Source organism: Streptomyces cinereospinus, assembly GCF_042430725.1.
GTDB lineage: Bacteria > Actinomycetota > Actinomycetes > Streptomycetales > Streptomycetaceae > Streptomyces > Streptomyces cinereospinus.
Map to the genome: position 1 here is coordinate 16,265 of NZ_JBHMCY010000072.1, position 25,512 is coordinate 41,776.

Sequence of the window (25,512 nt, forward strand, 5' to 3'; positions counted from 1 at the left end):
GGCGGGCCGGCGGCGGGCCGGCCGGCCGGGCGACATGGCCGCCGGACCCGCGGTCAGCCCCGGGGCGGAGCGCCGTACACCCGCTCGACCCGCAGCCGGATCACGAGGCGGCGGTCGCGGACCATGGCGGCGCGGTAGTCGTCCCAGTCGGCGTGCTCGCCCTCGACGGCGCGGTAGAGGCGGACGAGTTCCTCGACCGTGTCGTCGTGCGGGTCCGCGGCGACCGGCGTGAGATCGGCCGTGCCGTCGACGACGGTGTAGGCCCAGTGGTCGGCCGTGGTCACGTGGTACGAGGCGCGGGGGTCGCGGCGCAGGTTGCGGGTCTTGGCGCGGTCGTCGGTGACCGAGATCCGCACGGTCCGCTCCTCGGGGTCGTAGGCGTGCAGAACGTTCGACAGCTGAGGTCGGCCGTCGCGGCGGAGGGTGACCAGCACCCCGTGGTGGTTGTCGGAGAGCAGCTTCAGCAGTGCGTCCTCACTCATGCCCCGGTCAACCTCCACCGCGCGGCCGGACATTCCCCGTCCGGGCGTCGGCGCACGGCTGCGCGACGATGAGGTCTGAGGGCGCGCGGTCGGGGTATCTCCGGACTCGCCTCGACGAACGGAAGCGGAGGGAGAGCGATGGCACTGCTGTGGCAAGAGGTGGAACCGCGCGAGGCGGGGCTGGACCCCAAGGCACTGGACCGGCTCGACCGGCACCTCGCGCACTACGTGTCCGAGGGCCGGCTGCCCGGCCATCTGGTCTCCGTCGCGCGCGGCGGCCGGGTCGCCCACCTCGCCGTGCACGGCCACCGCGACATCGCCGCCGGCCTGCCCGTGGAGGCCGACACGCTGTGGCGGATCTACTCGATGACCAAGCCGGTCACCTCGGTCGCCGCGCTGATGCTGGTGGAGGAGGGGCGGCTGTCGCTGGACGACCCGGTCGCCCGGCATCTGCCGGCCTTCGCCGACGCGCGGGTGTACGACAGCGGGTCGGGGGCGCGGACCCGCACCCGCCCGGCCCGCGGGCCGATACTGATCCGGCACCTGATGACCCACACCGCCGGCCTGACCTTCGGCTTCTACCACACGCACCCCGTCGACGCCCTCTACCGCGAGGCGGGACTGGAGTCGTCGGTGCCGCCGGGCGCCGACCTGGCCGAGGCGGTCGAGGTGTACGCGAGCCTGCCGCTGCAGTTCGAGCCGGGCACCCAGTGGAACTACTCCGTCGCCAGCAATGTGCTCGGGCGGGTGATCGAGGTGGTGTCGGGGCAGCCGCTCGACGGGTACTTCGCCGAGCGGATCTTCGGCCCGCTCGGGATGCCGGACGCCGGTTTCCAGGTCAGCGACGCACAGGCGGTCCGGCTGGCCGAGATGTACGGGGAGAAGGAGGACGGCACCGGCATCGAGCCGATCCCGGGACTGCCGCTGCGGGGCCGGCCGCGGTTCCTGTCGGGCAGCGGCGGCCTGGTGGCGAGCGCGTACGACGTGCACCGCTTCATGGAGCTGCTGCGCCGCCGGGGCGAACTCGACGGGGTGCGGCTGCTCGCCCCGCAGACGGTGGACATGATGACCACCAACCAGCTGCCCGGCGGCGCCGACCTGCGCTCCTTCGGCAGCCGCCCGGCCCACGACGAGCCGGGCAACGACGGCGTCGGCTTCGGTCTCGGGGTCTCCGTGGTGATCGACCCGGACCGCACGGTGGCCCCGGCCGGGCTCGGCACCTTCGGCTGGAGCGGAGTGGCCACCACGACGTTCTGGGTCGATCCGGGCCGGGACCTGACCGTGCAGTTCATGACCCAGGTGCGGCCGCGGACCTCGCACACGATCTTCCCGGACCTCAAGCGCCTGGTCCACGAGGCGGTCGAGGACGACTGAACCGGGGCACCGCCCGGGCCGGTGGGGGCGGGCGGCGCCGCGGCCGTGGTCACGCCCGGACCGCGCGGTCCAGGTCAGGACCGGTGCGCGACCGCGTCCAGGTGCGGCAGGTGGTGGTCCAGCCGCTCCCGCTTCGTCCGCAGGTACGTGATGTTGTTCTCGCACGGCGGGATCAGCAGCGGCACCTGCTCGGCGACCTCGATGCCGTGCCGCAGCAGCGCCTCGCGTTTGCGCGGGTTGTTCGACATCAACCGCACCGAGGACACCCCGAGGTCGCGCAGGATTCCCGCGGCGACACCGTAGTCGCGGGCGTCCACCGGCAGGCCGAGGGCGAGGTTGGCCTCGACGGTGTCCAGGCCCTCCGCCTGGAGCGCCATCGCGCGCAGCTTGGCGAGCAGGCCGATGCCGCGGCCCTCGTGCCCTCTCAAGTAGACGACGACACCGCGCCCTTCGGCGGCGACGGCCCGCAGCGCCGACGCGAGCTGGTCGCCGCACTCGCAGTGCCGGGAGCCGAAGGCGTCACCGGTGAGGCACTCCGAGTGCAGCCGGGTGAGGACGTCCCCCGGACCGATGTCGCCGTGGACGAGGGCCACTTGCTCGACGCCCCGGTCGTGGTCCAGGTAGCCGACCGCCCGGAACTGTCCGTACAGCGTGGGCAGGGGCGCGTCGACGACGCGTTCCACGCCGCTGCGGTGGGCCGGCTTCTTGCCGATGACGCCGATGTTTTCTGTCATGATCTGGTTCCTCAGCAGAGACGAAAGGCCGTGGGACATGAGTGGTTCGGGGATACGGCCGGCGGGACCCGGCGCGGTGCGGCACGGTCTGGTGCCCGGGGACACCACGGAGGACGTACGGACACGGGCGGCCGGTGTCTCCCGGCAGGTCGCCGTCCTTCCCGTGGGCAGCTTCGAACAGCACGGCCCGTACCTGCCGTTGGCCACCGACACGCTCGTCGCCTGCGCCGTCGCGCGGGGGATCGCCGACAGGTACCCGGTGCACCTCCTTCCGCCGGTGACGATCTCCTGCTCGCACGAGCACGCGGCCTGGCCGGGGACCGTCAGCATCTCCTCGGTGACCCTTCACGCGGTGATACGGGACATAGCCGACTCGCTCCGCCGGTCGGGCGTCGAGGCGCTGGTCCTCGTCAACGGGCACGGCGGAAACTACGTACTGGGCAACGTCGTTCAGGAGTCCTCCGCGCGCGGTGAGCGGATGGCGCTGTTCCCGGCCGCGGAGGACTGGGAGACGGCGCGGGAGCGGGCCGGGGTGCGCAGCTCGCTCCAGAGCGACATGCACGCGGGGGAGATCGAGACCTCCATCCTCCTGCACGCTCATCCGGAATGGGTCAGGCCCGGTCAGGAGACCGCCGACTTCGTCGCGGACGACCGGCGCCATCTGCTCACCCTGGGGATGTCCGGCTATACCGGTTCGGGCGTCATAGGCCGTCCCTCCCTGGGAGCCGCGGACAAGGGGAAGGTGCTGCTGGCGAGCCTGGCGGAGTCGTTCGGGGCGTACTTCTCGCTGCTGGGCGCGGACGCCGGGCGGGGGGCGGAGTAGCCCGGACCGCACCTCGGGCCCCGGTACCAACGGGCGGCCAGGACGAGGACGCCGGGCAGGCTCGCCGCGAAGCTCAGCACGCCGTACACCACCGCGACGGCCAGCCCGTCGCCCGCACCCAGCCCGGCGGCGCCGAACGCCCAGGCGGTGACGCCCTCCCGCGGCCCCCATCCGCCGACGTTCACCGGCAGGCTCATCGCGAGCAGGGCCAGCACCGCGAGCGGCAGCAGGGCGGCGAGGGAGGCGGCGGTGCCGGTGACCCGGGCGGCCAGCAGGAACATCGCCACGTGCCCCGCGAGGACCACGACGGAGGAGCCGAGAACGCCGGGGCCGTTGCGGTGCGAGAGCAACGCCCGGCGGGCCTCGGCGAGGAGGACGCGGCGCCGGCGGGCGGCGGGCGCCCGGTGCATGCGCAGGGCGAGGCCGATCGCCAGGGCGCCGGCCGCGGCGCACGCCAGCAGCAGGGCGACGCGCCGGGTCCCGGCGAGCACCGGGGACGGGACGGTCAGCAGGACCGCCAGCCCCACCACCGCGAGCACGGCCTGGCCGGCGGCCCGTTCCAGGACCACCGAGCGGACGCCGCGGGCCAGGTCACCGGCGCTGCGCCCGTGGCGTACCGCCCGGTGCACGTCGCCGAGGATCCCGCCGGGCAGGGCGGCGTTGAGGAACAGGGCGCGGTAGTAGTCGGCCAGCGCCGTGCCCAGCGGCAGCCGCAGGTGCAGGCCGCGCGCCACCAACTGCCAGCGCCAGGCGCTGAACGCGGTGGTCAGCAGGCCGATCCCGAGCGCCGCCAGCAGCGTGCCGGCGTCGATCCGGCGCAGCCCCTCCAGGAACACGCCGGTGCCCGCGCGCCACAGCAGGACGGCGAGGACGGCGGCGCCGGCCAGGGTGCCGAGGTGGGTGCGCAGGGCCCGGGCGGTGCGGCGGTGGCGGGTGCGCGGGGGGACGCGGTCCGCCGCGGGGACGCCCGGCACCGGCGCGCTCACGAGGTGCCGCCCGCCGGGTGGGCCAGCAGGTCGCTGTGGTGGACGGTGACGCGCAACTCGCCCGCCGCGCACGCCTCCAGACGGGCGGCCAGGTACGCGGCGGCCGGCGCCGCCAGCTCCGGGCGCTGTTCGACGGCGGCCCCGACCCAGCCGCGCAGCCACTGGGCGGTCAGTCCGGCGTCGCCGGGGCCGAGCCGCCAAGGGCTGGGCCTGACGTGGACCGTGGCGCCGTGCCCGGCGAACGCCTCGCAGGCGGCCGTGACCGCGTCCGGGCCGAGCAGGCCGGTCCGGCGCTGGTGGGCGTTGAACGCCTCGGTGATCTCCGCGTCGAGCGGATGCCGCGGGGCGAGGCCGACCCGGCCGGTCACGGACAGGGTGAGCAGCGCCGGACAGCCGGCCCCGGCGCAGGCGGCGGCGAGGGCCCCGGCCTCCTCGCGGGTGAGGACGTCGAGCAGGGCGGAGGCGGTCACCAGGGACGCGCCGGCGAGGGCGTGTGGGGTGAGGCGGGCGACGTCGCCGCGCCGGGTCTCGACGGTGACCCGGCTGCCGTCGGCGGCGGACCGCGGGGAGGCGGCGGCGGCGAAGTGCAGCAGGAAGGGGTCACGGTCGTGCAGGATCCAGTGCTGGGCCCCGGCGAGCCGGGGCGCGAGCCACCGCCCCATCGACCCGGTGCCGCAGCCCAGGTCGTGCACGACCAGCCCCCCGGCCGGCCGCGCGCGCAGCGGATCCAGCAACTCGTCCGACCGCGCGGCGGCGTCGGCCCCCTCCCGCAGCTCCAGCCACTCCGGGGCGTACCGGGGCCGCGCGTCCCCGGCCCCGCGGTCCCGCAGCCGCAGCGTGGCCCGCTCACCCGGACCAGGTGCCGCGGGCCCGGCACCGGGGATGACGCCGGCCCCGCCCGCGTCCGGCCCCAGCCCCGCGGGAGCGGCCCCGTCGTCGTCCGTGCCCCGGCCGGGTGTCGTCGTGGTGTTCATGCCGCCCTCCGGGGCTGGTCGGGGAGGCGGCCGAGGACGCCGGCCAGGTGCTGGGCGGTGGTGGCCCAGCCGGCCAGGGCGGCGCGCCGGCCGCGGGCGGCGGATCTCAGGCGGTGGCGGACGTCGGCCTCGCCGAACCAGTGGCGCAGCCCGGCGGCGAGCGCGGCGGGGTCCCGCGGCGGGACGAGGATGCCGGGGACGCGGCCGTCGGGCGTGCGGCCGACCGCCTCGGGCAGGCCGCCGACGTCCGTGGCCAGTACCGGGATGCCGCGCGCGAGCGCCTCGGTGACCGCCATGCCGTAGGTCTCGGCGGACGAGGCGAGGACCATCAGGTCGGCGGCGGCGTAGGCGGCGTCGAGATCGGCGCCCGACCGGGGGCCCACGAGGTGGACGCGGTCCTCCAGGCCGTACCGGCCGATCAGGTCCCGCAGCCGCGCGACGTACCGCGGGTCCTGGCCGAGCCCGCCGGCGCACACGCAGCTCCACGGCAGGTCGGTCATCCCGGCGAGCGCCTCGACCAGCCGGTGCTGGCCCTTGCGCGGGGTGACGGCGGCCACGCACAGCAGGCGTGAGACGCCGTCGGTGCCGGCGGCCAGGGGTGCGATGTCGGCGCCGGGCGCGGCGACGTGGACGCGGTCCGGGGCGAGTCCGTGGTGGGCGACGAGCCGGCGGGCCGCCCAGTCGCTGGTGGCGATCACCGCGCCGGCGGCCCGCAGCACCGTGCGCTCCCCGGCGTCGAGGTCCGCGGCCACCGCCGGGTCGAGGCCGGTCTCGTCGCCGAGCGGCAGGTGCACCAGGACGGCGATCCGCAGCCGTTCGGCCTCGGGGACGACGATCTCCGGTACGCCGCAGGCGACCAGCCCGTCGAGCAGCACCACCGCACCGTCCGGCAGGTCGCGCAGGGTGCGCGCGAGGCCGGTGCGGGCGGCGGCGCCCGGCCGCGGCCAGTCACCGTCCGCCGGCTGCCGGTGGACCCGCCAGCCGAAGCCGGGCAGGTCCAGGCAGACCCGCCGGTCGTAGACGTTGCCGCCGCTGGGCGCGGCCGGGTCGTCCACCCCGCCCGGTACGACGAAGTGCACGGTCCGCAGCGACATGGGGATGATCTCGCCGTTCCGGGGGGCCGCCTGGGCGGGCACGTGGGAGAGCTCGCGCACGGTGGTGCCGGTCACAGGCCACGCTCGTAACTCGCCCACGCGACGTGCGATTCGTGGAGGGTGACCGTGATGCCCGCGAGTCCCTTGGCGCCCTCCCCCAGCGTGCCCCGGTGCACGCGGTCGGCGAGCCGGTCGGCGACCACCTTCGCCAGGAACTCGGTGGAGGTGTTGGTCCCGGCGAAGCCGGGCTCGTCGTCGAGGTTGCGGTAGTTCAACTCGGCGACGACGGCGCCCAGTTCCCGCGTGGCCAGTCCGATGTCGACGACGATGTTGTCGTCGTCCAGCTGCTCCCGCCGGAACGTGGCGTCCACCAGGAACGTCGCTCCGTGCAGGCGCTGCGCGGGGCCGAAGACCTCGCCGCGGAAGCTGTGGGCGATCATCATGTGATCGCGGACGGTGACACTGAACAACGGACGACCCTCCAGGTGCGGGGCACGGATGCCGAGTAGTACGGCTCCTGTCCTTCCCTTGTTCAGCGGCTCGTACGTCTCTTTAGAGGTCAGGCCGTCCCGGCCGGGGCGGGGCCGGCGTACCGCACCCGGTGGCAGAGCGCCGGGATCTCCCCCGAGGCGAGCCGGGGCAGGACGTCGGGGAGTTCCTCGAAGGCGCACTCGCCGGTGACGAGCGCGTCGAACGCCGGGTCGGCGAGCAGGTCGAGGGCGAGGGCGAGCCGGTCGGCGTACGTCCGGCCGGGGCGGGCCGGGGAGACGGTGCCCACCTGGCTGGCGCGGATCGTCAGGCGCCGGGAGTGGAAGGCCTCGCCCAGCGGGAGGGCGACGCGCCGGTCGCCGTACCAGCTCAGCTCGATCACCGTGCCCTCGGCGGCGAGGAGTTCCAGGGACCGGGCGAGGCCCTGCTCGGTGGCGCTGGCGTGCACGACGAGGTCGCAGTCGCCGAGGGCGCCGGCGGGTTCGGCGAAGCCGACGCCGAGCGCCTCGGCGACCTCGGCCCGCCCGGGGTCGGCGTCCACCAACTGCACCCGCACGCCGGGGAAGCGGGCCAGCAGCGCGGCCACCGAGCAGCCCACCATGCCGCCGCCGACCACGGCGATCCGGTCGCCGACCAGCGGCGCCGCGTCCCACAGCGCGTTGACGGCCGTCTCCACGGTGCCGGCGAGCACGGCCCGGGACGCGGGCACGTGCTCTGGCACCGGTGTCACGGCGCCGGCGGGGACGACGTACCGCGTCTGGTGCGGGTAGAGGCAGAAGACGGTACGGCCGGCCAGGTGGGCCGGTCCCTCCTCGACCACGCCGACGTTGAGGTAGCCGTACTTGACCGGGCCCGGGAAGCCGCCCTCCTGGAACGGCGCCCGCATCGCGGTGTGCTGACTGCGCGGCACCCCGCCCCGGAAGACCAGCGTCTCCGTGCCGCGGCTGACCCCGGACCAGAGCGTGCGGACCAGCACCTCGTCCGCGGCGGGGGCCGGCAGCTCGGCGTCCCGGATCTCCCCGCGCCCCGGGGAGTCGAGCCAGAACGCGCGTGCGGTGCGGGTCATCGGCGTGCCTCCTGAACGATCGGCCGTCGGTGCACGTACCGAGTGTGCACAGGCCGCGCACAGTACGCGGCCTTGATCGACTCTGTCATCCGGCCGGAGGAATGTGCGGTGGCCCTGAACAACACGTATGGCGCGAGGCCGGTCCAGCAGGAGATCGCGGCGGGCGCGGGCGTGCAGCTCCTGCTGCTGGCCCTGCTCGGATCGGTGACCGGTCTGGGGCCGGCGGGCTGGCTGGCCGGCCTCGCCTTCGCGGTCGCCGGCTGGGCGACGCTCTCGCGGGCCCTGCGCCGGTCGGGGCTGCGGCCGTTCGGCCCGGCCAACCGGGTCACCCTCGGCCGGGCCACCCTGGCCGGCGGGGTGACCGCGCTGGTCGCCGACTCCTTCGCGGGCTCGCCTCCGGTCGCGCCGCTGGTCGGCCTGACGGCGGTGGCGCTGGTCCTCGACGGGGTGGACGGCAGGGTCGCCCGGCGCACGGGCACGTCGTCGGCGTTCGGGGCGCGGTTCGACATGGAGGTCGACGCGTTCCTGATCCTGGTCCTGAGCGTGTACGTGTCGATGGAGCTGGGGCCGTGGGTGCTGCTGATCGGCGGCATGCGGTACGCGTTCGTCGCCGCGGCCCGCTTCCTGCCGTGGCTGGACGCGCCGCTGCCGCCGAGCACGGCGCGCAAGGCGGTGGCCGCGGTGCAGGGGGTGTTCCTGCTGGTGGCGGGGGCGGGGCTGATGCCGTGGGAGGCGAACGCGGTGGTGGTGGGGCTGGCGCTGGGATCGCTGGTGTGGTCGTTCGGGCGGGACGTGCGGTGGCTGTGGCGGACCTCGCGGGTCGGGCGGGTGGTCAGGGTTCGGAGGGCGGCGGGGGCGGCTGCTTGCGGGGTTGCTCGCGGAGCTGCCTGCGGGGTTGCTGACCGGATTGCTGCCAAGGTGATGGCCAGAGGGGCCGCCGAGGCCGGGCGGGTGTCGGAGCCGGTCGTCTGGTAACGCCCCGGCTCCAGCGGCCCGGCAACGCCGACCGGCTGCCAGGACCTGCCGTTCAGCCCGCCCGCCTGGCGATCAGGCGGGCGGGCTCACACGACAACAAGCTCACACCGCCCCAAGCAGCGCAGACCACGCCACCGGACCAACCCTCAGCACAGGCCCACACCGGGCCACACACTTCGTGTCACGCACGTGCACGCCGACATCCGTAAGTGCGACCTCGACGCACTCACCCCCCGACCCCGTGCTGTAACTGCTGGTACGCCAGGGCAGATTGGTCTCACCGTGTGTCGCTTCTTCCGCGTTCATAGCTCTCCCAGCATCTTTTTGAGGAGCCCTAGGGACTCGCGTGGGGTCAGGGCCTGAGCACGAAGGATGCCGTACTGCTCCTCGTACTCGCGCACCGACCTCCGCTCGCTGAAGAGTCGGCTGTCGTTGCGTGCCTCAACGTACGCAAGCCGCTGGCCCTTGTGCGTCTCGTAGAGCGTGAACGGCCCGTCCAGGGCCGCGTGTTCCACGCATCCGATCGGCATGACCTGAACGACCACGTTCCTCTGTTGCGCGCGCAGCAGCACTTCCTCCAACTGGCCCCGCATGACCGCATGACCACCGAGGGGCCTACGCAGCACATGCTCCTCGATGACGAAGCTGATCGTGGGGGACGGCTGACAGTCAAAGATCACTTGGCGAGCGAGACGGTAGCCCACACGCTGGTCGACGGTCTCAGGGTCCAGCAGAGGCAACCACATCTCGCAGACCGCCCGCGCGTACTCGTCTGTCTGCAACAGACCCGGCACGGCCTTGCTGGCATACACATGCAGCTCAACCGCCTCCGCCTCCAACCTCGCCGCATCCCGGAAGAAGGCGGGGTACCGCGCCCGCGCCACCTCCTCCTTCATCACCGTCAGCAGACCGCCGGCCTCCAGCACCGTGTCGGCCCGCTCGATGAACTCCGGCCTCGGGATGCGCCGCCCCAGCTCCACCGACGCGACCATGTCCTCGCCGTACCCGAGCTTCACACCCAGCTCCGCCCGCGTCAGCCCCCGGCTCGTCCGCAGCAGCCGCACCTGCTGCCCGAAGCACCGCAGGATGCCCGTCTCGTTCTCGCCGTTCCCCGTCAACGGTGTCATCTCACCTCACCCGTCCACGCCGAGACACCGGTACAGAAGCCGGCCGTACGGCGCACCACCTCACTCTTCGCTCACCTTAGGGACACGTACCGTATCCGTTTCCCGACTCTGCACCGCTTCCCCCGCACCGCGTACCGGCGCCCTCCCTGTCGTACAGCACCCCGCCGTAAAAGCTTCCCTGCTGGTGGCGAGCCGGGCACGGTCGCAACGCTGAGCCCATGCACTCCTCGCTCTTCCCTCCCCCTGGTCCTACGGACGCCACAGAGTTCGCCATGTCCTTCACCTCCACCCCGCGGGGCGCCCGCCTGGCCCGGCTGTTCGTCTCGCACTGCCTGGACTCCTGGGGCCACGCCTACGACAGCGACGTCAACGAGAGGTTGACGCTGATCACCGCCGAGCTGTGCGCCAACGCCGTACGGCACGGGCGGGTGCCCGGCCGGGACTTCCATGTCCGGCCGGCCGCCGAGGCGGACGGCGAGCGGCTGCGCCTGGAGGTCTCCGACACCCGCGCTGAACGCCGGCCCGTCATCACCATCCCCACGGCCCCCGACGCCGAGTCCGGCCGCGGCCTCCTGCTCGTCGCCGCCCTGGCCGACGGATGGGGCGTCATCGACCGCCGCCGCGGCCCCGGCAAGACGGTGTGGGCGTCCGTGAGAGTGACCCGCCCTCCAGTGAAATGACCCCACCGAGCGCGCGGCCCAAGGTCAGCGGGCCCCCACACGCTGACCCGCGACATGGCTGCGCGCAGCTCAGTCGGAAGCGCTGGTTACGCACTTGCCTCATGGCATACCGTTGGGCGGGCCGCTCGGAGGTCCGCACTGCCAGGCTGAAGAGACCTCCGGTCAGCTCACCGGTTGCTTCGACCCGACAGCGGGAGCGCGCTCGATGCCAAGGACCACGCAGCTGCGTACGTACACCGTCCGGGACGGGCTGCTCGACGAGTGGGTGGAGCGGTGGCGCAGCGACATCGTGCCGTTGCGGCTGGCTCTGGGTTTCGAGATCGGCGGGGCCTGGGTGGACCGGGAGCGCAACCAGTTCGTCTGGCTGGTCTCCTACGAAGGTCCCGAGACCTTCGCTGAGCGCAACGCGATGTACTGGGCGTCGCCCGAGCGCAAGGCGATGGGCCTCGACCCGGACGACTACCTCGTGCGCACCGACGACCGTACGGTCGAGCAGCGTTACTGACTCGAAGGATCGGGCGGCAGCAAGTGCTGCCGCCGCTCCTCCGCGTCCAGGGTGCGGAAGACCCGCCCACGCGCCCGCGCCTCCAGCCGGTCGTAGTCCGGGTCCGCCGGCCACACCCGCGCGGTCCCGTCGGCGGAGGCCGTGAGGAGCAGCGAGCCGTCCGGGGACCACGCCACCGAGGTCACCTTGGCTCGGTGCACGCCGATGACGGCACGCTCCTCGTGCGTGCTCGCCGACCAGAGCCGTACCGTCCGGTCGTCCGACCCGGTCGCGATGCGACGGCCGTCCGGGGACCAGGCGATGGTGCGGACCCGCCCTTCGTGGCCCGTCAACACGTCGATACGGCGCCCCGTCGCCGCATCCCACACAGCGGCCGTCCAGTCACCGGACGCCGTGGCCACACGTGTCTCGTCGGGCGACCAGGCCACGTCCTCCACGTAGTTGCCGTGGCCCCGGAGCACGGTCAGCTGAGCGCCGTCGGAGGTGTCCCACAGACGGCAGGTGCGGTCGTCGGAGCAACTGGCCAGCTTCCCGCCGCTCGGAGACCAGACCACACGCCCCACCCAATCCTGATGCCCGGTCAGCGTGCGGAGCTCCGTGCCGTTCACGGCAGACAGAACGCGCACGGTGCCGTCGTGCCCGCCGGTAGCGATCCGCCGGGCATCCGGAGACCACGAGCAGCCCTCGACGGGTTCACCCCGCAGGTCGAAGACCGTGCCGCCCGCACCGTCGAGAACACGCAACAGGCCGTCCGCCGTACTGAGGGCGAGACGGTCGCCGTGCGGAGCCCAGGCCACGCTCCACACGCGTTCGCCGGGCATGGTCACCGGTCCCGTGTGCGCACCGTCCTGCGCGCGCCACACCCGCATGGTTCCGTCGTCCGAGGCGGTGGCGAGCCGGGTGCCGTCGCCGGACCACACGGCCTGGTTCACCGGCCCGTCGTGCCCCTGCACCAGGACGGACTCGGCGCCCTGTGGATGGAGGTCCCACACCCGGCCGGTACCGTCCGTCGACGCGGTGGCGAGCCGGGTGCCCGACGGCGACCACACGACGGTCCACACCGTGTCGGTGTGCCCGCGCAACACCGCCACCTCCTTCGCGTCCTCGGTACGGACGATGCGGACCGTCCGGTCGGAGGAGGGGGTGGCGAGCAGCCGGCCGTCCGGCGAGAAGGCGGGGTTCCACACGTAGTCGGTGTGACCGCGCAGCAGCAGCCGCAAGGTCCCGGTACGGGCGTCCCAGATCCGGGCGGTGTGGTCACCGGACCCGGTGGCCAGGCACTCGCCGTCCGGCGACCACGCGATACCCTCGACGAACTCCGTGTGCCCGGTCAGAGTGGTCGCGGCCGCCCCGGTCCCCACGTCCCAGACGATCGCCGTCCGGTCGTGCGACGCGGTGGCCAGCCACGAGCCGTCCGGCGACCACGCCACGCCCCAGACGTCGCCCGTGTGGCCGCGCAGCTCCTGCACGAGACGCCCCGAGCCGGCCTCCCAGACCCGTACCGCCCGGTCCTTGAACGTGGCGGCGACCCGCGACCCGTCCGGCGACCACGCCACCTGTCGGCCGATGTCTCCGGCGCCGGTGAGCTGCCGGACCGGTTCACCGGACGCGACGTCCCAGACGCGTACGACCTGGTCACGGCCGGCGGTTGCCAGGCGGGTCGCATCAGGAGAGAAGGACACCGATTCGACCATGGCTCCGTCGCACGGCAGGACGGACAGCTGACGCCCCGACGCCGCGTCGTACACACGGGCAGTACCGTCTCTGGACGCGGAGGCCAGCAACCGGCCGTCGGCGGACCAGGCGATGTCGCGGACCGTGTCGGTATGCCCGTCCAGCCGGATACGAGCGTGGCCCGCGGCCAGCGCCGCCATCAGGCCGCGCCGCGCCGCCGGTGTCGGGGCACACTCACCGAGCGCGGCCAGGGAAAGGAGCAGCGCACGCTCGGGCTCCATCTCCGTACCGGTGAGCACCTGGTGGCCGATGCTGTCCGAGACACGGCTGAGGAAGGCCAGGTCCCGGCGCTGAGAGGCGTCGACGAGCGCACGGGCGGGCGCCGACGCCTGCCCGGCCTCCTCCAGCGCCACCAGCCATCTCTGCGCGACGGCGAGCCGTTCCCCGGTGAGGAGGTAATCCACGCTGTGACCGGACCGCTCCCAGTCCGCAGCCCACCTCTCCAGCTCGGCCCGCTCCCGCAGCCGTTCCGCCCGCGCCTCGACCTCCTGACGCAGAGGCGCCCACTGGCGGAACAGTGCCTCATGCGTGACCTCGGCGTACGTGTCCCCCGCCGCTCCTTCCGGGGCGTCGGAGCGGATGAGGCGCGCGTCGATGAACGCGTCCACCACATGCCGTTCCCGGTCGGTCAGTTCCGCGAGCCGTACGGGACGGCGGGCGAGATCCCGCTCCTCCAGCGTGACGAACTTCAGCAGGACCCGCAGCGCGAAGTCGATGCCGTCCGGGGTGCCAAGCGCCGCCACGGTACTGTCGGCCTGCCGCGCCAGCGCCCCCGCCACGCCTCCGAGCTGCCGGTACGTCTCCTCCGTCACCGTGCCGCCGGGCCCGCAGGCGAAGTACAGCTCCTGGAGGAGATAGGCGAGAAGGGGGAGCGCGTCGTCCGTGCCGGTGTCGTTCAGGATCGTTTCCACGAGACCGGGAGCGAACGACATGCCCACCAGATCGGCCGGCCGCTCGACCACGCGTGCGAGCTGTGCCCTGTTCAACGTACCGAGGGCGACCGGGTGCTGGAGGAGCTGCGCGTGACCGGTGCCGAGCAGCCGCCCCAGCAGGTCCACCCGGCAGGTGGCCAGGACGCGGACAGAAGGTTCCTGCCGCAGGCACGCGTGCAGCGTCGCCAAGAACTGGGCCTGCTCCCGCTCGCTCGCGAGGGTGACGAGTTCTTCGAACTGGTCGATGACCAGCAGCACCCGCTGGAACTGCCCGCCGCGCAGACGTGCGATCTCCGCCCCGAGACTGTCCGGCCCGTGCCGCAACCGTCGCAGCACCGTGCCGGCCGGCTCCCGGCCCCCACCGGCCACCGCCAGCGAAGCGGCCAGGGCGTGCAGTGGATTCGACCCCGGCGAGAACGCCGGCACGATCGTCCACCGACGTCGGCGCAATCGGGGCAGCACCCCGGCCCGTACGAGCGAGGACTTGCCACTGCCGGACGCGCCGGTCAGCAACAGGAACCGGTCGACCGGACCGGGCGCGGGGGCGTGCAGCCTGCGCGTCAGCTCGGCGGCCTGCGCCTCCCGGCCGAAGTAGACGGGCGCCTCCTCCTCGCTGTAGGCGTCCAGCCCCGGGTACGGGATCCGGTCACGGGGCCACTCCGTCGGCTCGGGCGCCGGATTCTCCAGCCGGTACACGACGACTTGCCCGATCACCATCGCGACGATCAGCAGTCCGATGGCCGGCACGGACCCCCGCCGGATGAACTCCAGCACCCAGGGCGCGTCATCCGTGCTGGTGGCGTAGTTGGTGGCGATGCCCAGCAGGCAGGCGACCAGCGCCAGCAGGATCTGAAGCATCACTTGCAGACGATGCCTCATAGGACACCGGCTCTCTGCAGACCGGCTCGACGTCCGCGCAGCACTGCAACCCCCCGTTCCGTTCGCGTACCGCTGAGGCCCTTCCGTGTGCCTGCCCCGCACCGCACTCGCGGGCACAGGACGCGGGCAACAACGGTGCACATGATCCAAGGGGGACCGGGCGGGGAACAAGGAGGCCCGAGGAAACCAGCCAACGACGCACTGCGTCCGGCCACGGCCTTCCCCCCGGGATCAGGTGCTGGACAACCTTGTCGCCAGCGACTGCAACCAGGCGCCGTGGGAGAACGGCTCGGGCGGACCGATCTCCATGCCGAGTTCGGCGACTGCCGAGGCGTAGTCACCCTCGTCATGGGGGGAGGGCGAGCAGCTCGTGGAGTTCGCCCGTGAGGCGTGCGACCAGGTGGGGGTCGGTCGTGGCGACGTGCTGAACAGCCCCGCACGGGCAACGGAAACCGGCCTGCTCACCGACTTGGCACTGCGCCTCCGAGCGCATGGCAGCGTGCAGGAGAAGTGGTGCGAGTTCCCGCGCTGCAACCGAGCGGGCGCACACGGCCCGCGGCGGCCAGGGCAGGCGAGGTGAGCACCCGTGTCAGTCCGTTGAGCGGTTTGGTCCTCGTCCCCGACGATCGGACGCCGCTCACCCCTAAAGTCGCTCTTGGTAGTTGAGTGACTACGCAAAGCGAAAGGGGAGACGTATGCGTCACAAGTCCGCGGGTCGACTGGCGGCCGTTGCCTCGGCAGCACTCATGCTGCTCGGCGGGGCGGCCACCTCCGCACAGGCGGCGGCACCTGGACTCGTCCTGTACTCGATCGACTTCTCCAACCCCAAGGAACGGGACAACAACGACCTGCCCGAGCCCTACGGCAGGATCTGGCTCGAGGCGCCCTGGGGCCGGCAGACCGCACTGTGGGAGCACCCGGACGTGGACCTCAACACCCCCACCCTCCCGCGCTACCCCGATGACGGCCCCTACACGACGAGGTACGTCGACCACCCCGTCACCCAGGTGTGCGCCTTCGTCGGCGAGGACGACACCGGCATCAACGAAGACGACGTCCTCGCCGACGGCTGCGTGCCGGTCGACGGCTCCGGCAGCTACACCATCTCCACCGACGAGGGGTCAGTCACCGTCAACCTGTACGACGTCTGACGGATCCACCGGGCTCAGCACCCCATCGCCCCGCCGCGGCCTTCGCACCGCGCGGCGGGGCGTTCTTTCGTTGCTCTGAGTCTCCGCTGGGCCGCGGGGCCGTTGTGTCACCACGACATCTCCGGGCTCTTCTGCTTGTTCCTGCTGCCCCCAGTGCCGCCATGGGCGCAGCGTGGACCGGATCGCGGGTCGGAGACCTGGAGCTCGTAGTCGACCGCGTACGCCGCCTCCCCGTACAGGTCGACCGTGCCGATCGCCGAGGAGGCGCCGAGGTCGACCGCGAGCCACCGGTCGGCGTTCCAGTCGCCGGACCGGCGGGTGGCGTCGGCCTTGAGGCCGGCCGCGGCCGGCCGCCGTCCGTCACGAACGCCGGGGAGTTGCCCGCGTGCGGGCAGGAGCTCGCGTACGCCGGGTGGTGCAGGGCCAGGTTGGTGCGGGTCGTGGACGCGGGGGCCGTTCGCCGCCGTGGACCCGGAAGGAGAACACGGAGTAGCCCCGGGGGGTGGCCCGCTCGACGCCGCGCATGCGGACGTAGCGGGCCGTCACCTCCTGCGGGTACGTGGGGGCGGTGACCGGGCCGCCCGTGCCGGCCGTCTCGGTGCAGAAGGGGGTTTAGTCGGTGCCGTTGCGCGAGGCCTGGCTGTCGCGTACCTGACATTACGAGCCGTGCAGCCGTGGTGGGCGCGGACTCCCCCGCTCGCGCCCACCACGGGGTCGTACGCCCCCCGCGGCCGCCTTACGCGGCCTTGCGCACCCGGCCGAGGTGGTCGCGGACGATCTCCGCGTACCGGTGGCCCGAGCCCTTGATCGTGCGGAGCTGGGTCGCGTAGTCGACGTGGACCAGACCGAACCGCTTGGCGTAGCCGTACGCCCACTCGAAGTTGTCCAGGAGCGACCAGGCGAAGTACCCGGCGAGCGGGGCCCCCTTGCGGGCCGCCGAGGCGCACGCCGCCAGGTGCCCCTCCAGATAGGCCCGGCGCTCGGGGTCGTCGACCGTCCCGTCCGGGCGGACCACGTCCGGGAAGGAGGAGCCGTTCTCCGTGACGTACAGCCGGCGCGGGCCGTACTCCGAGGTCAGGCGGAGCAGCAGGGCCTCGATGCCGCTCGCGTCGATCTCCCAGTCCATGCCGGTGCGCGGGACGCCGTCGCGGCGCACGGTGCGGACGAACGGGGCGGGGGCGGAGGGGTCGTCGGCGACCGTCTGCGGGAAGTAGTAGTTCAGGCCCAGCCAGTCCAGCTCGCCCCCGATGACCGCCGCGTCGCCCGGCTGCTCCGGCAGGTCCACCCCGTAGACCTCGCGCATGTCCTGCGGGAAGCCGCGGCCGTGCACCGGGTCCAGCCACCAGCGGTTGGTGTGGCCGTCCATGCGGTGGGCCGCCGCCACGTCCTCCGGGCGGTCCGTGGCGGCGTGGACCGTGGAGAGGTTGTTGACGATGCCCACCTGGGCGTGCGGGGCGGCCGCCCGGATGGCCTGCATGCCCAGGCCGTGCGCGAGGAGCAGGTGGTAGGAGGCGCGGACCGCCGCCGTCAGGTCCGTCCAGCCGGGGGCCATCGTGCCCTCCAGGTGGCCGATCCAGGCCGAGCACAGGGGCTCGTTGAGCGTCGCCCAGTGCGTCACGCGGTCGCCGAGGCGCTCGGCCACCACGGCCGCGTACGCCGCGAAGTGCTCGGCCGTCTCCCGCTCCGGCCAGCCGCCGCGGTCCTGGAGCACCTGCGGCAGGTCCCAGTGGTAGAGGGTGACGGACGGGGTGATGCCCGCTTCCAGCAGGGCGTCGATCAGTTCGTCGTAGAAGGCCAGGCCCTTGGGGTTGACCGGGCCGTCGCCGCCGGGGACGACCCGCGGCCAGGCGATCGACAGGCGGTAGGCGTTGGTGCCCAGCCGCCGCATCAGGTCGATGTCCTCCCGCCAGCGGTGGTAGTGGTCGCAGGCGAGGTCGCCGTGGTCGTCGTTGTCGATCTTGCCCGGGAGGTGCGAGAAGGTGTCCCAGATCGACGGCGAGCGGCCGTCCTCCGCCACGGCTCCCTCGATCTGGTACGCCGAGGTGGCCGTGCCCCACAGGAAGTCGTGCGGGAGTGCGGCGAGGTCGATGGTCACGGAAGTCCCTTCGGAGACAGGAGGGTGGGTCACTTGACGGCTCCGGCCGTCAGCCCGGCGACGAGGTAGCGCTGGAGCAGCAGGAAGCCCGCGACCACGGGGACGCTCACCACGAGCGAGGCGGCCATGATCTGGTTCCAGTACACGTCGTTGAGCGTGGAGTAGCCCTGGAGGCCGACCGCCAGGGTGCGGGTGGTGTCGTTGGTCATCACCGAGGCGAACAGCACCTCGCCCCAGGCGGTCATGAACGCGTAGACGGCGACCGCGACGATGCCGGGGATCGCGGCGGGCACCACGACCCGCACCAGGGCCCGCAGCGGGCCGCAGCCGTCCACCAGCGCCGCCTCGTCCAGGTCGCGCGGCACCGAGTCGAAGTAGCCGATCAGCATCCAGATCGAGAACGGCAGCGAGAACGTGAGGTAGGTGAGGATCAGACCGCCGCGCGAGCCGAACAGGGCGATGCCGGTGGCGTTGCCGATGTTGACGTAGAGCAGGAACAGCGGGAGCAGGAAGAGGATGCCCGGGAACATCTGCGTCGACAGCACGGTGACCGAGAAGACCCGCTTGCCGGGGAAGTCGTAGCGGCTGACCGCGTAGGCGGCGAACACCGCGATCACCACCGAGCAGACCGTCGCCGCGCCGGCCACGATCAGCGAGTTCACGAAGTACTTGGCGAGCGGGACCGTCGACCAGATGTCGACGTACGGGCGGAGGGTCAGTTCGCTGGGCAGCCAGCGGAAGCTGCTGGAGACGTCCTCCAGCGGCTTCAGCGAGCTGGAGACCATGACGTACACCGGCAGCAGCACGAACCCGGCGAGCAGGGTCAGGAAGACCCGGCGGGTCCACAGGAAGGAGCGGGGGGCCGCCATCGGGGACCTAGGCATGGGGGGACCTCCGGCCGCGGGACGTCAGCAGCAGGTACACGCCCGTCACCACGAGCAGGAAGAGCAGCAGCAGGACCGACATGGCGGAGCCGGTGCCGAAGTTCCAGGTGACGAACGACGACTGGTAGATGTGGATGGAGATCAGGTCGGCGGCGGCCGGGGCCGCCTTGCCGAACAGGACGTAGGGCGTGTTGAAGTCGTTGAACGTCCACAGGAACAGCACCAGCACCAGCACCTGGTTGACCGGGCGCAGCGACGGCAGGGTGATGCGGCGGATCTGCTGCCAGACGCCGGCGCCGTCCAGGGCCGCCGCCTCGTACAGGTCCTTGGGGATGTTCTGCAGGCCGGCCATCACGATCAGGAAGGCGAACGGCCAGCCCTTCCAGACCGAGACGACGAGCAGCGCGATGAAGCTGTTGTCGCCGATGAGCCAGAAGGAGGGCTGGTCGGTGAGGCCGAGCTGGTCGTGCAGGACGTGGTTCACCAGGCCGTTGTCGTGCTGGAACATGAACGCCCAGGTGATGACGGCGGCGTACACGGGCAGCGCGTACGGCACCAGGAACAGCGCGCGCAGCAGGCCCCGGCCGCGGAAGGCGTCCTGCATGCAGATCGCGGCGGCCGTGCCGATGAACCAGCACAGGCCGACGGACAGGACCGTGAAGCCGCAGGTGACGAGGAACGAGTCGAGCAGCGCCCGGCCGACGGGGGCGTCGAAGTCCACCGACAGGCGGTAGTTGTCGACGCCGGTCCAGGGGGCGAGGCTCCAGTCCCGGATGTAGAACTGGGTGAGTTCCTTGAAGCTCATCGCGATGCCGATGACCATCGGCACCAGGTGGACGAGGAGTTCCAGGACCAGGGCGGGCAGCAGCAGCAGGTAGGGCAGGCCGATCCGGCGGATCCGCCCGGTGCGGCGGCGGGGGCCGCGCGCCGCACCGGGGGAGCTCTTGCCGACCGTCCGCTCACCGGGCCGTGCCGAGGCGGTGGTGGTCGTCATGGGGGTGTCCGTGCTCACTTCGTCGGCATCTGCTGCTGGGCCTTGGCGAGCTTCGCCCTCACCGACTCGGCGGTCACCGGCCGGCCGGCCGCGGCCTCGGCGAACAGCTCCTTGACCGCCGTACCGACGGCCGTCTCGAACTGGGACTCGTCCGGGACCTGGGGCAGCGCGGCGGCGCTGGTGGCGAGGGTCTCACGCAGGACGGCCGTGGCCGGGGTGTTGAACGCCGGGTCGGTCTGGGCCGCCTTGACCGGCGGGATGGAGCCGTAGGCCTTGTTGAGGATCTTCTGCTCGGCGTCGCTGGTCATGAACTTCACGAACTCGGTGGCGCCGTCGACGTTGTCGGTGTTCTTGAACACCGCCATGTTGATGCCGGCCACCATGGAGTTGGTGCTCGTGCCGGTGCCGGGCGTGCCGGACTGGACGGGGGCCGGGGCGACGCCCCACTCGTCCTCCTTCATGCCCATCGAGGCGAAGGTGGCGGAGGCGGTCTGCCAGAGCACCATCGCCGTCTTGTCCTTGGCGAAGTCGCTCAGCGACTGGTTCTGCGCGTACTCGGCGTTGCCGGGCGCGACGATCTTGTCCTGGGCCATCAGGTCGACGTACTGCTTCACGGCCGCGACCGCGCCGTCGGAGGTGAAGTCGGGCTTGCCGTCGGCGGTGAAGAAGTCGGCGCCGTGCTGCTTGGCGAGGACGAAGACCTGGTGGATGTTGGTGGACAGGTTCGACCCCTCGGCGCCCAGGGCCCACTTGCCGTCCCTGGAGATCTTCCGGCCGGTCTCGACCATCTCGTCCCAGGTGGCCGGCGGCCGGGTGACGCCCGCGTCGGCGAACATCTTCTTGTTGTAGTAGAGCGCGTACGCCATCGAGTACAGCGGCACGGCGGCCGGGTCCTGGCTCTGGACGCCGGTGGAGCCGAGGGCGGACTCCACGAAGCGGTCCCTGCCGCCGATCTTGTCGAAGTTCTTGTCGTCCCAGGGCAGCAGCGCGCCGGTGGCCTGGAGGGAGGCGCTCCAGGTGTTGCCGATGTTCAGCACGTCCGGGCCCTGGCCGGAGGTGGTGGCGGTGAGGATCCGGTTGAGCAGGTCCGACCAGGGCACCACCTCCAGCTCCACCTTGATGCCGGTCTGCTTCTCGAACTTGTCGAGCTCGGGCTGGAGGACCTTCTTGTCGACCTCGATGCTGGCGCCCTGGTTCGACGCCCAGTAGGTCAGTGTCCTGGGCGAGTCGTTCGACCCGCCGCCCGAGGCGGAACCGCCTCCGCAGGCCGAGGCGGCGAGAGCGAGAGACAGGGTGACGGCGCCTACGGCCGCGGCTCGGATGCTGCGCATGGCTCCTGGGGTCCCTTCCGGGAGTCGAGAAGACCGAGGGACGGCCCATGGCGCGTGACGCCCGTTCGCGTTCACGCCCCGAACCCCCTCATGACTTAATTTAGGACGTGAGTTAAACCTCAAGAGAAAGGGCCGTCAAGATGTGCGGCACGGTCTCTTGCCCCGTACGGCGGCCGCGCGCGGCGGCCGGACCCGCGGGTGCGGCGCTCGCACCGGCTGTGACCTGGGCCGATGATCCGGGCCCGGGCGGGACGGGCCGGACGGGCGTTGTGCAACGGTTGGGTCTCGGCCAGGTTTCGGGCCCCGGCCAGGGGGCGCCTGACCTCCGCTCCTAGTGCCGCGGCAGGCGACGTTCGCCCCGTCGCGACGCCGGGCACCCACTCTCGCCGCACCGGCCGGAAGCCCGAGTACGTCCCGTACGAGGGCTTCCGGCCGGCCCGCCGAGAGCACACACCGGCCGCCGCTCCGCCACGGGCGAACCTCGCCTGCCGCGGCACTAGGCCGAGTCGCGCACGACCAGTTCCGGGTCGAAGATCACCGATGTGGGCTCGGTGCGGGCGCCCCGGATGTGCTCGTCGAGCAGGCGGGCCATCGTCGCCGCCATGTCCTCCACCGGCTGGCGCACGGTGGTCAGCCGGGGCCGGCAGGAGACGGCCGCGCTGGAGTCGTCGAAGCCGACGACGGCGACGTCCTGCGGCACCCGGCGCCCGTGGTCGCGCAGCACCTGCACCGCGCCCTGGGCCATCAGGTCGTTGGCGGTGAACACCCCGTCCAGGTCGGGGTGTCCGGCCAGCAGCGCGGTCATCGCCGCCATGCCGCTGTCCACCGTGAAGCCGCCCTCGGCGACGGGCACGTCCGGGTGTCCGTGCCGGGCCAGGGTGTCGCGGAACCCGGCGAGGCGCTCCTGGCTCGCCGGGACCGCCAGCGGCCCGGCGACGGTGACGACGCGCCGGCAGCCCCGGGCGAGCAGCCGCCCGGCCGCGAGCCGGCCACCGTCCCGGTGCGCGAGGTCGACGTAGCTGAGCGGCAGCGGACGCCCGGGACGGGCGAACAGCACCGCCGGCAGCCGGGCCTCGGCGAGCAGCGCGGGCAGCGGGTCGTCGGAGTGCGTGGAGACCACCAGCGCGCCGTCCGCGCCGCCCTGGCGCAGATACGTCACGACCTCCCGCCGGGCCTCGGGCGTCTCGGCGAACATCAGCACCGGGTGCATCGACCGCGGCCGCAGGTGCCCGACCACACCGCCGACCACCCGGCCGAAGAAAGGGTCGGCGAACACCCGGGTGGCGAAGGCGTGCTGCTCGGCGTCCGAGGTGTCGCCCGCGCCCGAGACGACCAGGGCCACCGTCGTGGTGCGCCGGGTCACCAGGGACCGGGCGGCCTGGTTGGGGGCGTACCCGGTCCGTTCGATGGCCCGGCGGACCAGGTCCTGGATGGCGGGGTCGACGTTGCGCACGCCGTTGACGACCCGGGAGACGGTGGCCCGGGAGACCCCGGCCTCCCGGGCGACGTCCTCCAGGGTCGGGGCCTGTCTGCTCATGCCCGCAGCCTACGGGGAGGAGGCGGTCACCGGGTAGAGCGCTCTCCCGGCCGCCCTCGCGCCCTGCCCGGCCGCACCCGCGCCCTGCCCGCCCGCGCGGGCCCGGGGGGACCTGGCGGAGGGCTGGCAGGAGCCGGGACCTGGCGAGGGCCGACAGAGGCCGGGGGGCTGGCAGGGGCCGGGAGGCCGGGACCTGGCGGAGCCGACGGAAGCCCGGGGGCCGGGACCCGGCGGGGCCGGCTTCCGCGCGCCGGGTGCGGTGCGCGGGCGACCAGCGGCTCGGCGCCCGCACCGGGACGCGGCGGAACTTTCCCCTGGGGCGGCCCCTCCGCGGCGGGCGCGAGGGCGCGGAAGTCAGAGGAGCAGCGCACGCTTTCCCCCATCTCTTGAACGCACTGCTCGGACACGGACGCGGCCCCATAGCGACGGAAGAGCCGCAGAACACGACGTTTGCGGCGTATGTGACGCAACATCAGGCGACGCAACAGGTACTCCTGCCACAGGTCTTGACGCCTGGTTCACACGGATGAAGCATTCACGCCAAGAGAGCGCTCCCCCCACCTCCATCCCGTTCATTTCCCGAACAAGGAGAGAGTCGCCCCCATGTCCCCTGTCCCCGCAGGTCCCCCCACTCCCGAGCGCTCGGCGGTGCGCCGCCGCACCGTCCTCGGCGCCGCGGCCGCCGCCCCCGTGCTGGCCGGACTGGCCACCCCCGCGTCCGCCGCGGCCCCCTCCCGCGGCGCCGCCCGCCCGTCTCCGCGTGCCCTCCCCGGCGGCGGCGACCTCGGTCCGAACGTCATCGTCTTCGACCCGTCCACACCCGGCATCCAGGCCAGACTGGACGAGATCTTCCGGCAGCAGGAGTCGGCGCAGTTCGGCACCGGCCGCTACGCCCTGTTGTTCAAGCCCGGCACCTACCACGGCCTCAACGCCCAGATCGGCTTCTACACCTCGATCGCCGGTCTCGGCCTGTCCCCCGACGACACGACGATCAACGGCGACGTCACGGTCGACGCCGGCTGGTTCAACGGCAACGCCACGCAGAACTTCTGGCGTTCGGCGGAGAACCTCGCCCTCGTCCCGGTGAACGGCACCAACCGCTGGGCGGTCTCCCAGGCGGCCCCGTTCCGCCGGATGCACGTGCGCGGCGGGCTCAACCTCGCGCCCGACGGCTACGGCTGGGCGAGCGGCGGCTACATCGCCGACAGCCGCATCGACGGGCAGGTCGGCCCGTACTCCCAGCAGCAGTGGTACACCCGTGACAGCGTGGTCGGCAGCTGGCTCAACGCCGTGTGGAACATGGTGTTCTCGGGCGTCGAGGGCGCCCCCGCGCAGAGCTTCCCCGACCCGCCCTACACCACCCTCGCCACCACTCCCGTCTCCCGCGAGAAGCCGTTCCTGTACCTGAACGGCAGCGAGTACCGCGTCTTCCTGCCGGAGAAGCGGACCGACGCCCGCGGGGTGACCTGGGGCAACGGCACGCCGCGCGGCACCTCGCTGTCGCTGGACCAGTTCTACGTCGCCAAGCCGGGCGTCTCCGCCGCCACCCTCAACCAGGCGCTCGCGCAGGGCCTGCACCTGCTGCTGACGCCGGGGATCTACCACGTCGACCAGCCGATCCAGGTGAACGACGCGGGCACGGTCGTGCTGGGCCTGGGGTACGCGACGATCATCCCCGACAACGGCGTCACCGCGCTGCGGGTCGCCGACGTGGACGGGGTGCGCCTGGCCGGCTTCCTCGTGGACGCCGGGCCGGTCAACTCCCCGACCCTGGTGGAGATCGGCCCGAGCGGCTCCTCTCGGGACCACTCGGCCAACCCGATCACCGTCCAGGACGTCTTCGTCCGCATCGGCGGCGCGGGCCCCGGCAAGGCCACCACCAGCATGGTCGTCAACAGCCGGCACACGATCATCGACCACACCTGGCTCTGGCGCGCCGACCACGGCGAGGGCGTCGGCTGGGAGACCAACCGCGCCGACTACGGCCTGGTCGTCAACGGCGACGACGTCCTGGCCACCGGCCTGTTCGTGGAGCACTTCAACAAGTACGACGTGCAGTGGTTCGGCCAGCGCGGCCGTACGGTCTTCTTCCAGAACGAGAAGGCGTACGACGCCCCGAACCAGGCCGCCGTTCAGAACGGCTCGATCCGGGGCTACGCCGCCTACCGCGTCGGCGACGACGTCACCACGCACGAGGGCTGGGGCATGGGCAGCTACTGCTACTACAACGTCGACCCGACGATCGTGCAGCACCACGGCTTCGCCGCCCCCGTCCGCCCCGGGGTGCGCTTCCACGGCCTGCTGGTCGTCTCCCTCGGCGGCAACGGGCAGTACGCGCGCGTCATCAACGACACCGGGGCGCCGACCTCGGGGACGTCGACGGTGCCGTCGACGGTCGTCTCCTTCCCCTGACGTCCGCCGTCCGTCCCCGGCGGCTACGTCCGCGCGGGCGGCGCCGCCGGGGGCGCCACCGGCACGGGCCGGGACGGCCGGGCACCGGGCACCGGGCCGGGACGGCCGGGCACCGGATACCGGGCCGGGACGGCCGGGCGCCGGATACCAGGCCGGGACGGCCGGGCGCCGGATACCAGGCCGGGACGGCCGGGCGCCGGATACCAGGCCGGGACGGCCGGGCGCCGGGCCGGGACGGCCGGGCGCCGGATACC

General features: G+C 73.0%; 21 protein-coding genes and 2 pseudogenes. 7 read left to right on the forward strand and 16 right to left on the reverse strand.

Annotation, left to right across the window (positions count from 1 at the left end; translation table 11 throughout):
• Positions 1–53: 53 nt before the first annotated feature.
• Entirely contained in the window at positions 54–482 is a 429-nt protein-coding gene (locus ACFF45_RS28545; protein ID WP_381349522.1) for a PPOX class F420-dependent oxidoreductase, read from the reverse strand.
• A gap of 138 nt (positions 483–620) precedes the next feature.
• Here ACFF45_RS28545 and ACFF45_RS28550 point away from each other — a divergent pair, with 138 nt between their 5' ends.
• Complete coding sequence (locus tag ACFF45_RS28550) at positions 621–1,856, forward strand: serine hydrolase domain-containing protein (protein ID WP_381349523.1); 1,236 nt, start codon at positions 621–623, stop codon at positions 1,854–1,856.
• 74 nt (positions 1,857–1,930) lie between these two features.
• On the opposite strand, the gene ribA is transcribed toward ACFF45_RS28550, so the two are convergent.
• On the reverse strand, positions 1,931–2,590 hold the full coding sequence (ribA, locus tag ACFF45_RS28555; protein ID WP_381349524.1) for a GTP cyclohydrolase II: 660 nt from the start codon (positions 2,588–2,590) through the stop codon (positions 1,931–1,933).
• 37 nt (positions 2,591–2,627) lie between these two features.
• Here ribA and ACFF45_RS28560 point away from each other — a divergent pair, with 37 nt between their 5' ends.
• Positions 2,628–3,413: a creatininase family protein gene (locus tag ACFF45_RS28560; protein WP_381349526.1), complete on the forward strand. Its 786-nt coding sequence runs from the start codon at positions 2,628–2,630 to the stop codon at positions 3,411–3,413.
• A gap of 119 nt (positions 3,414–3,532) precedes the next feature.
• Here ACFF45_RS28560 and ACFF45_RS28565 read toward each other — a convergent pair.
• The 5 genes and pseudogenes from ACFF45_RS28565 to ACFF45_RS28585 form a co-directional block, all read right to left on the reverse strand.
• Positions 3,533–4,471, reverse strand: a pseudogene (locus tag ACFF45_RS28565) (lysylphosphatidylglycerol synthase transmembrane domain-containing protein); the annotation flags it as partial.
• Positions 4,396–5,373: an SAM-dependent methyltransferase gene (locus ACFF45_RS28570; protein ID WP_381349527.1), complete on the reverse strand. Its 978-nt coding sequence runs from the start codon at positions 5,371–5,373 to the stop codon at positions 4,396–4,398. The pseudogene ACFF45_RS28565 and the gene ACFF45_RS28570, both read right to left, overlap by 76 nt.
• Entirely contained in the window at positions 5,370–6,467 is a 1,098-nt protein-coding gene (locus ACFF45_RS28575) for a glycosyltransferase family 4 protein (protein ID WP_381349545.1), read from the reverse strand. The genes ACFF45_RS28570 and ACFF45_RS28575 overlap by 4 nt, the downstream gene beginning before the upstream one ends.
• 71 nt (positions 6,468–6,538) lie before the next feature.
• On the reverse strand, positions 6,539–6,937 hold the full coding sequence (locus tag ACFF45_RS28580; RefSeq protein WP_381349528.1) for a 6-pyruvoyl trahydropterin synthase family protein: 399 nt from the start codon (positions 6,935–6,937) through the stop codon (positions 6,539–6,541).
• Between the two features lie 89 nt (positions 6,938–7,026).
• Positions 7,027–8,022, reverse strand: a complete 996-nt coding sequence (locus ACFF45_RS28585; RefSeq protein WP_381349530.1) for a zinc-dependent alcohol dehydrogenase — start codon at positions 8,020–8,022, stop codon at positions 7,027–7,029.
• A gap of 108 nt (positions 8,023–8,130) precedes the next feature.
• Between ACFF45_RS28585 and ACFF45_RS28590 the strand changes: the two genes are divergently transcribed.
• On the forward strand, positions 8,131–8,997 hold the full coding sequence (locus ACFF45_RS28590) for a CDP-alcohol phosphatidyltransferase family protein (RefSeq protein ID WP_381349546.1): 867 nt from the start codon (positions 8,131–8,133) through the stop codon (positions 8,995–8,997).
• Between the two features lie 102 nt (positions 8,998–9,099).
• Here the strand turns inward: ACFF45_RS28590 and ACFF45_RS28595 are convergent, their stop codons facing one another.
• Both ACFF45_RS28595 and ACFF45_RS28600 read right to left on the reverse strand, forming a co-directional pair.
• Positions 9,100–9,303, reverse strand: coding sequence for a DUF397 domain-containing protein (locus ACFF45_RS28595; protein ID WP_381349531.1), 204 nt, complete (start codon positions 9,301–9,303; stop codon positions 9,100–9,102).
• Entirely contained in the window at positions 9,300–10,124 is an 825-nt protein-coding gene (locus tag ACFF45_RS28600; RefSeq protein ID WP_381349533.1) for a helix-turn-helix domain-containing protein, read from the reverse strand. The genes ACFF45_RS28595 and ACFF45_RS28600 overlap by 4 nt, the downstream gene beginning before the upstream one ends.
• 272 nt (positions 10,125–10,396) lie before the next feature.
• Between ACFF45_RS28600 and ACFF45_RS28605 the strand changes: the two genes are divergently transcribed.
• Positions 10,397–10,804, forward strand: coding sequence for an ATP-binding protein (locus tag ACFF45_RS28605; protein ID WP_381349534.1), 408 nt, complete (start codon positions 10,397–10,399; stop codon positions 10,802–10,804).
• Positions 10,805–11,009: 205 nt separating this feature from the next.
• The gene (locus tag ACFF45_RS28610) at positions 11,010–11,309 is read left to right on the forward strand and encodes an NIPSNAP family protein (protein ID WP_381349536.1); all 300 of its coding nucleotides are present in this window, start codon (positions 11,010–11,012) and stop codon (positions 11,307–11,309) included.
• On the opposite strand, the gene ACFF45_RS28615 is transcribed toward ACFF45_RS28610, so the two are convergent.
• A complete protein-coding gene (locus ACFF45_RS28615) occupies positions 11,303–14,833 on the reverse strand; it encodes an nSTAND1 domain-containing NTPase (protein ID WP_381349548.1) in 3,531 nt (1,176 codons plus the stop codon). The genes ACFF45_RS28610 and ACFF45_RS28615 overlap by 7 nt on opposite strands.
• A 716-nt stretch (positions 14,834–15,549) precedes the next feature.
• Between ACFF45_RS28615 and ACFF45_RS28620 the strand changes: the two genes are divergently transcribed.
• Complete coding sequence (locus tag ACFF45_RS28620; protein WP_381349537.1) at positions 15,550–16,005, forward strand: hypothetical protein; 456 nt, start codon at positions 15,550–15,552, stop codon at positions 16,003–16,005.
• Positions 16,006–16,193: 188 nt separating this feature from the next.
• On the opposite strand, the pseudogene ACFF45_RS28625 reads toward ACFF45_RS28620, so the two are convergent.
• The 6 genes and pseudogenes from ACFF45_RS28625 to ACFF45_RS28650 form a co-directional block, all read right to left on the reverse strand.
• A pseudogene (locus ACFF45_RS28625) lies at positions 16,194–16,644 on the reverse strand (discoidin domain-containing protein); the annotation flags it as partial.
• Positions 16,645–16,741: 97 nt separating this feature from the next.
• Complete coding sequence (locus ACFF45_RS28630) at positions 16,742–18,100, reverse strand: GH1 family beta-glucosidase (protein ID WP_381349539.1); 1,359 nt, start codon at positions 18,098–18,100, stop codon at positions 16,742–16,744.
• Between the two features lie 29 nt (positions 18,101–18,129).
• A complete protein-coding gene (locus ACFF45_RS28635) occupies positions 18,130–18,969 on the reverse strand; it encodes a carbohydrate ABC transporter permease (RefSeq protein WP_381349550.1) in 840 nt (279 codons plus the stop codon).
• 7 nt (positions 18,970–18,976) lie between these two features.
• A complete protein-coding gene (locus tag ACFF45_RS28640; protein WP_381349540.1) occupies positions 18,977–19,978 on the reverse strand; it encodes a carbohydrate ABC transporter permease in 1,002 nt (333 codons plus the stop codon).
• A 14-nt stretch (positions 19,979–19,992) separates the two neighbouring features.
• A complete protein-coding gene (locus ACFF45_RS28645; RefSeq protein WP_381349541.1) occupies positions 19,993–21,309 on the reverse strand; it encodes an ABC transporter substrate-binding protein in 1,317 nt (438 codons plus the stop codon).
• 496 nt (positions 21,310–21,805) lie between these two features.
• A complete protein-coding gene (locus tag ACFF45_RS28650) occupies positions 21,806–22,846 on the reverse strand; it encodes a LacI family DNA-binding transcriptional regulator (protein WP_381349542.1) in 1,041 nt (346 codons plus the stop codon).
• Between the two features lie 603 nt (positions 22,847–23,449).
• On the opposite strand from ACFF45_RS28650, the gene ACFF45_RS28655 reads away from it, so the two are divergent.
• Positions 23,450–25,258, forward strand: coding sequence for a pectate lyase-like domain-containing protein (locus tag ACFF45_RS28655; RefSeq protein WP_381349543.1), 1,809 nt, complete (start codon positions 23,450–23,452; stop codon positions 25,256–25,258).
• The last annotated feature ends 254 nt before the right edge of the window (positions 25,259–25,512 follow it).

What these genes read in the sequence shown, in the direction of transcription:
- ACFF45_RS28615 (WP_381349548.1), bottom strand. Translation starts at nt 14,833, where the DNA reads ATGCTTCAGATCCTGCTGGCGCTGGTCGCCTGCCTGCTGGGCATCGCC.
- ACFF45_RS28640 (WP_381349540.1), bottom strand. Translation starts at nt 19,978, where the DNA reads ATGACGACCACCACCGCCTCGGCACGGCCCGGTGAGCGGACGGTCGGC.
- ACFF45_RS28600 (WP_381349533.1), bottom strand. Translation starts at nt 10,124, where the DNA reads ATGACACCGTTGACGGGGAACGGCGAGAACGAGACGGGCATCCTGCGG.
- ACFF45_RS28605 (WP_381349534.1), top strand. Translation starts at nt 10,397, where the DNA reads ATGTCCTTCACCTCCACCCCGCGGGGCGCCCGCCTGGCCCGGCTGTTC.
- ACFF45_RS28655 (WP_381349543.1), top strand. Translation starts at nt 23,450, where the DNA reads ATGTCCCCTGTCCCCGCAGGTCCCCCCACTCCCGAGCGCTCGGCGGTG.
- ACFF45_RS28650 (WP_381349542.1), bottom strand. Translation starts at nt 22,846, where the DNA reads ATGAGCAGACAGGCCCCGACCCTGGAGGACGTCGCCCGGGAGGCCGGG.
- ACFF45_RS28595 (WP_381349531.1), bottom strand. Translation starts at nt 9,303, where the DNA reads ATGAACGCGGAAGAAGCGACACACGGTGAGACCAATCTGCCCTGGCGT.
- ribA (WP_381349524.1), bottom strand. Translation starts at nt 2,590, where the DNA reads ATGACAGAAAACATCGGCGTCATCGGCAAGAAGCCGGCCCACCGCAGC.
- ACFF45_RS28585 (WP_381349530.1), bottom strand. Translation starts at nt 8,022, where the DNA reads ATGACCCGCACCGCACGCGCGTTCTGGCTCGACTCCCCGGGGCGCGGG.
- ACFF45_RS28575 (WP_381349545.1), bottom strand. Translation starts at nt 6,467, where the DNA reads ATGTCGCTGCGGACCGTGCACTTCGTCGTACCGGGCGGGGTGGACGAC.
- ACFF45_RS28570 (WP_381349527.1), bottom strand. Translation starts at nt 5,373, where the DNA reads ATGAACACCACGACGACACCCGGCCGGGGCACGGACGACGACGGGGCC.
- ACFF45_RS28620 (WP_381349537.1), top strand. Translation starts at nt 15,550, where the DNA reads ATGCGTCACAAGTCCGCGGGTCGACTGGCGGCCGTTGCCTCGGCAGCA.
- ACFF45_RS28610 (WP_381349536.1), top strand. Translation starts at nt 11,010, where the DNA reads ATGCCAAGGACCACGCAGCTGCGTACGTACACCGTCCGGGACGGGCTG.
- ACFF45_RS28545 (WP_381349522.1), bottom strand. Translation starts at nt 482, where the DNA reads ATGAGTGAGGACGCACTGCTGAAGCTGCTCTCCGACAACCACCACGGG.
- ACFF45_RS28645 (WP_381349541.1), bottom strand. Translation starts at nt 21,309, where the DNA reads ATGCGCAGCATCCGAGCCGCGGCCGTAGGCGCCGTCACCCTGTCTCTC.
- ACFF45_RS28635 (WP_381349550.1), bottom strand. Translation starts at nt 18,969, where the DNA reads ATGGCGGCCCCCCGCTCCTTCCTGTGGACCCGCCGGGTCTTCCTGACC.
- ACFF45_RS28560 (WP_381349526.1), top strand. Translation starts at nt 2,628, where the DNA reads ATGAGTGGTTCGGGGATACGGCCGGCGGGACCCGGCGCGGTGCGGCAC.
- ACFF45_RS28550 (WP_381349523.1), top strand. Translation starts at nt 621, where the DNA reads ATGGCACTGCTGTGGCAAGAGGTGGAACCGCGCGAGGCGGGGCTGGAC.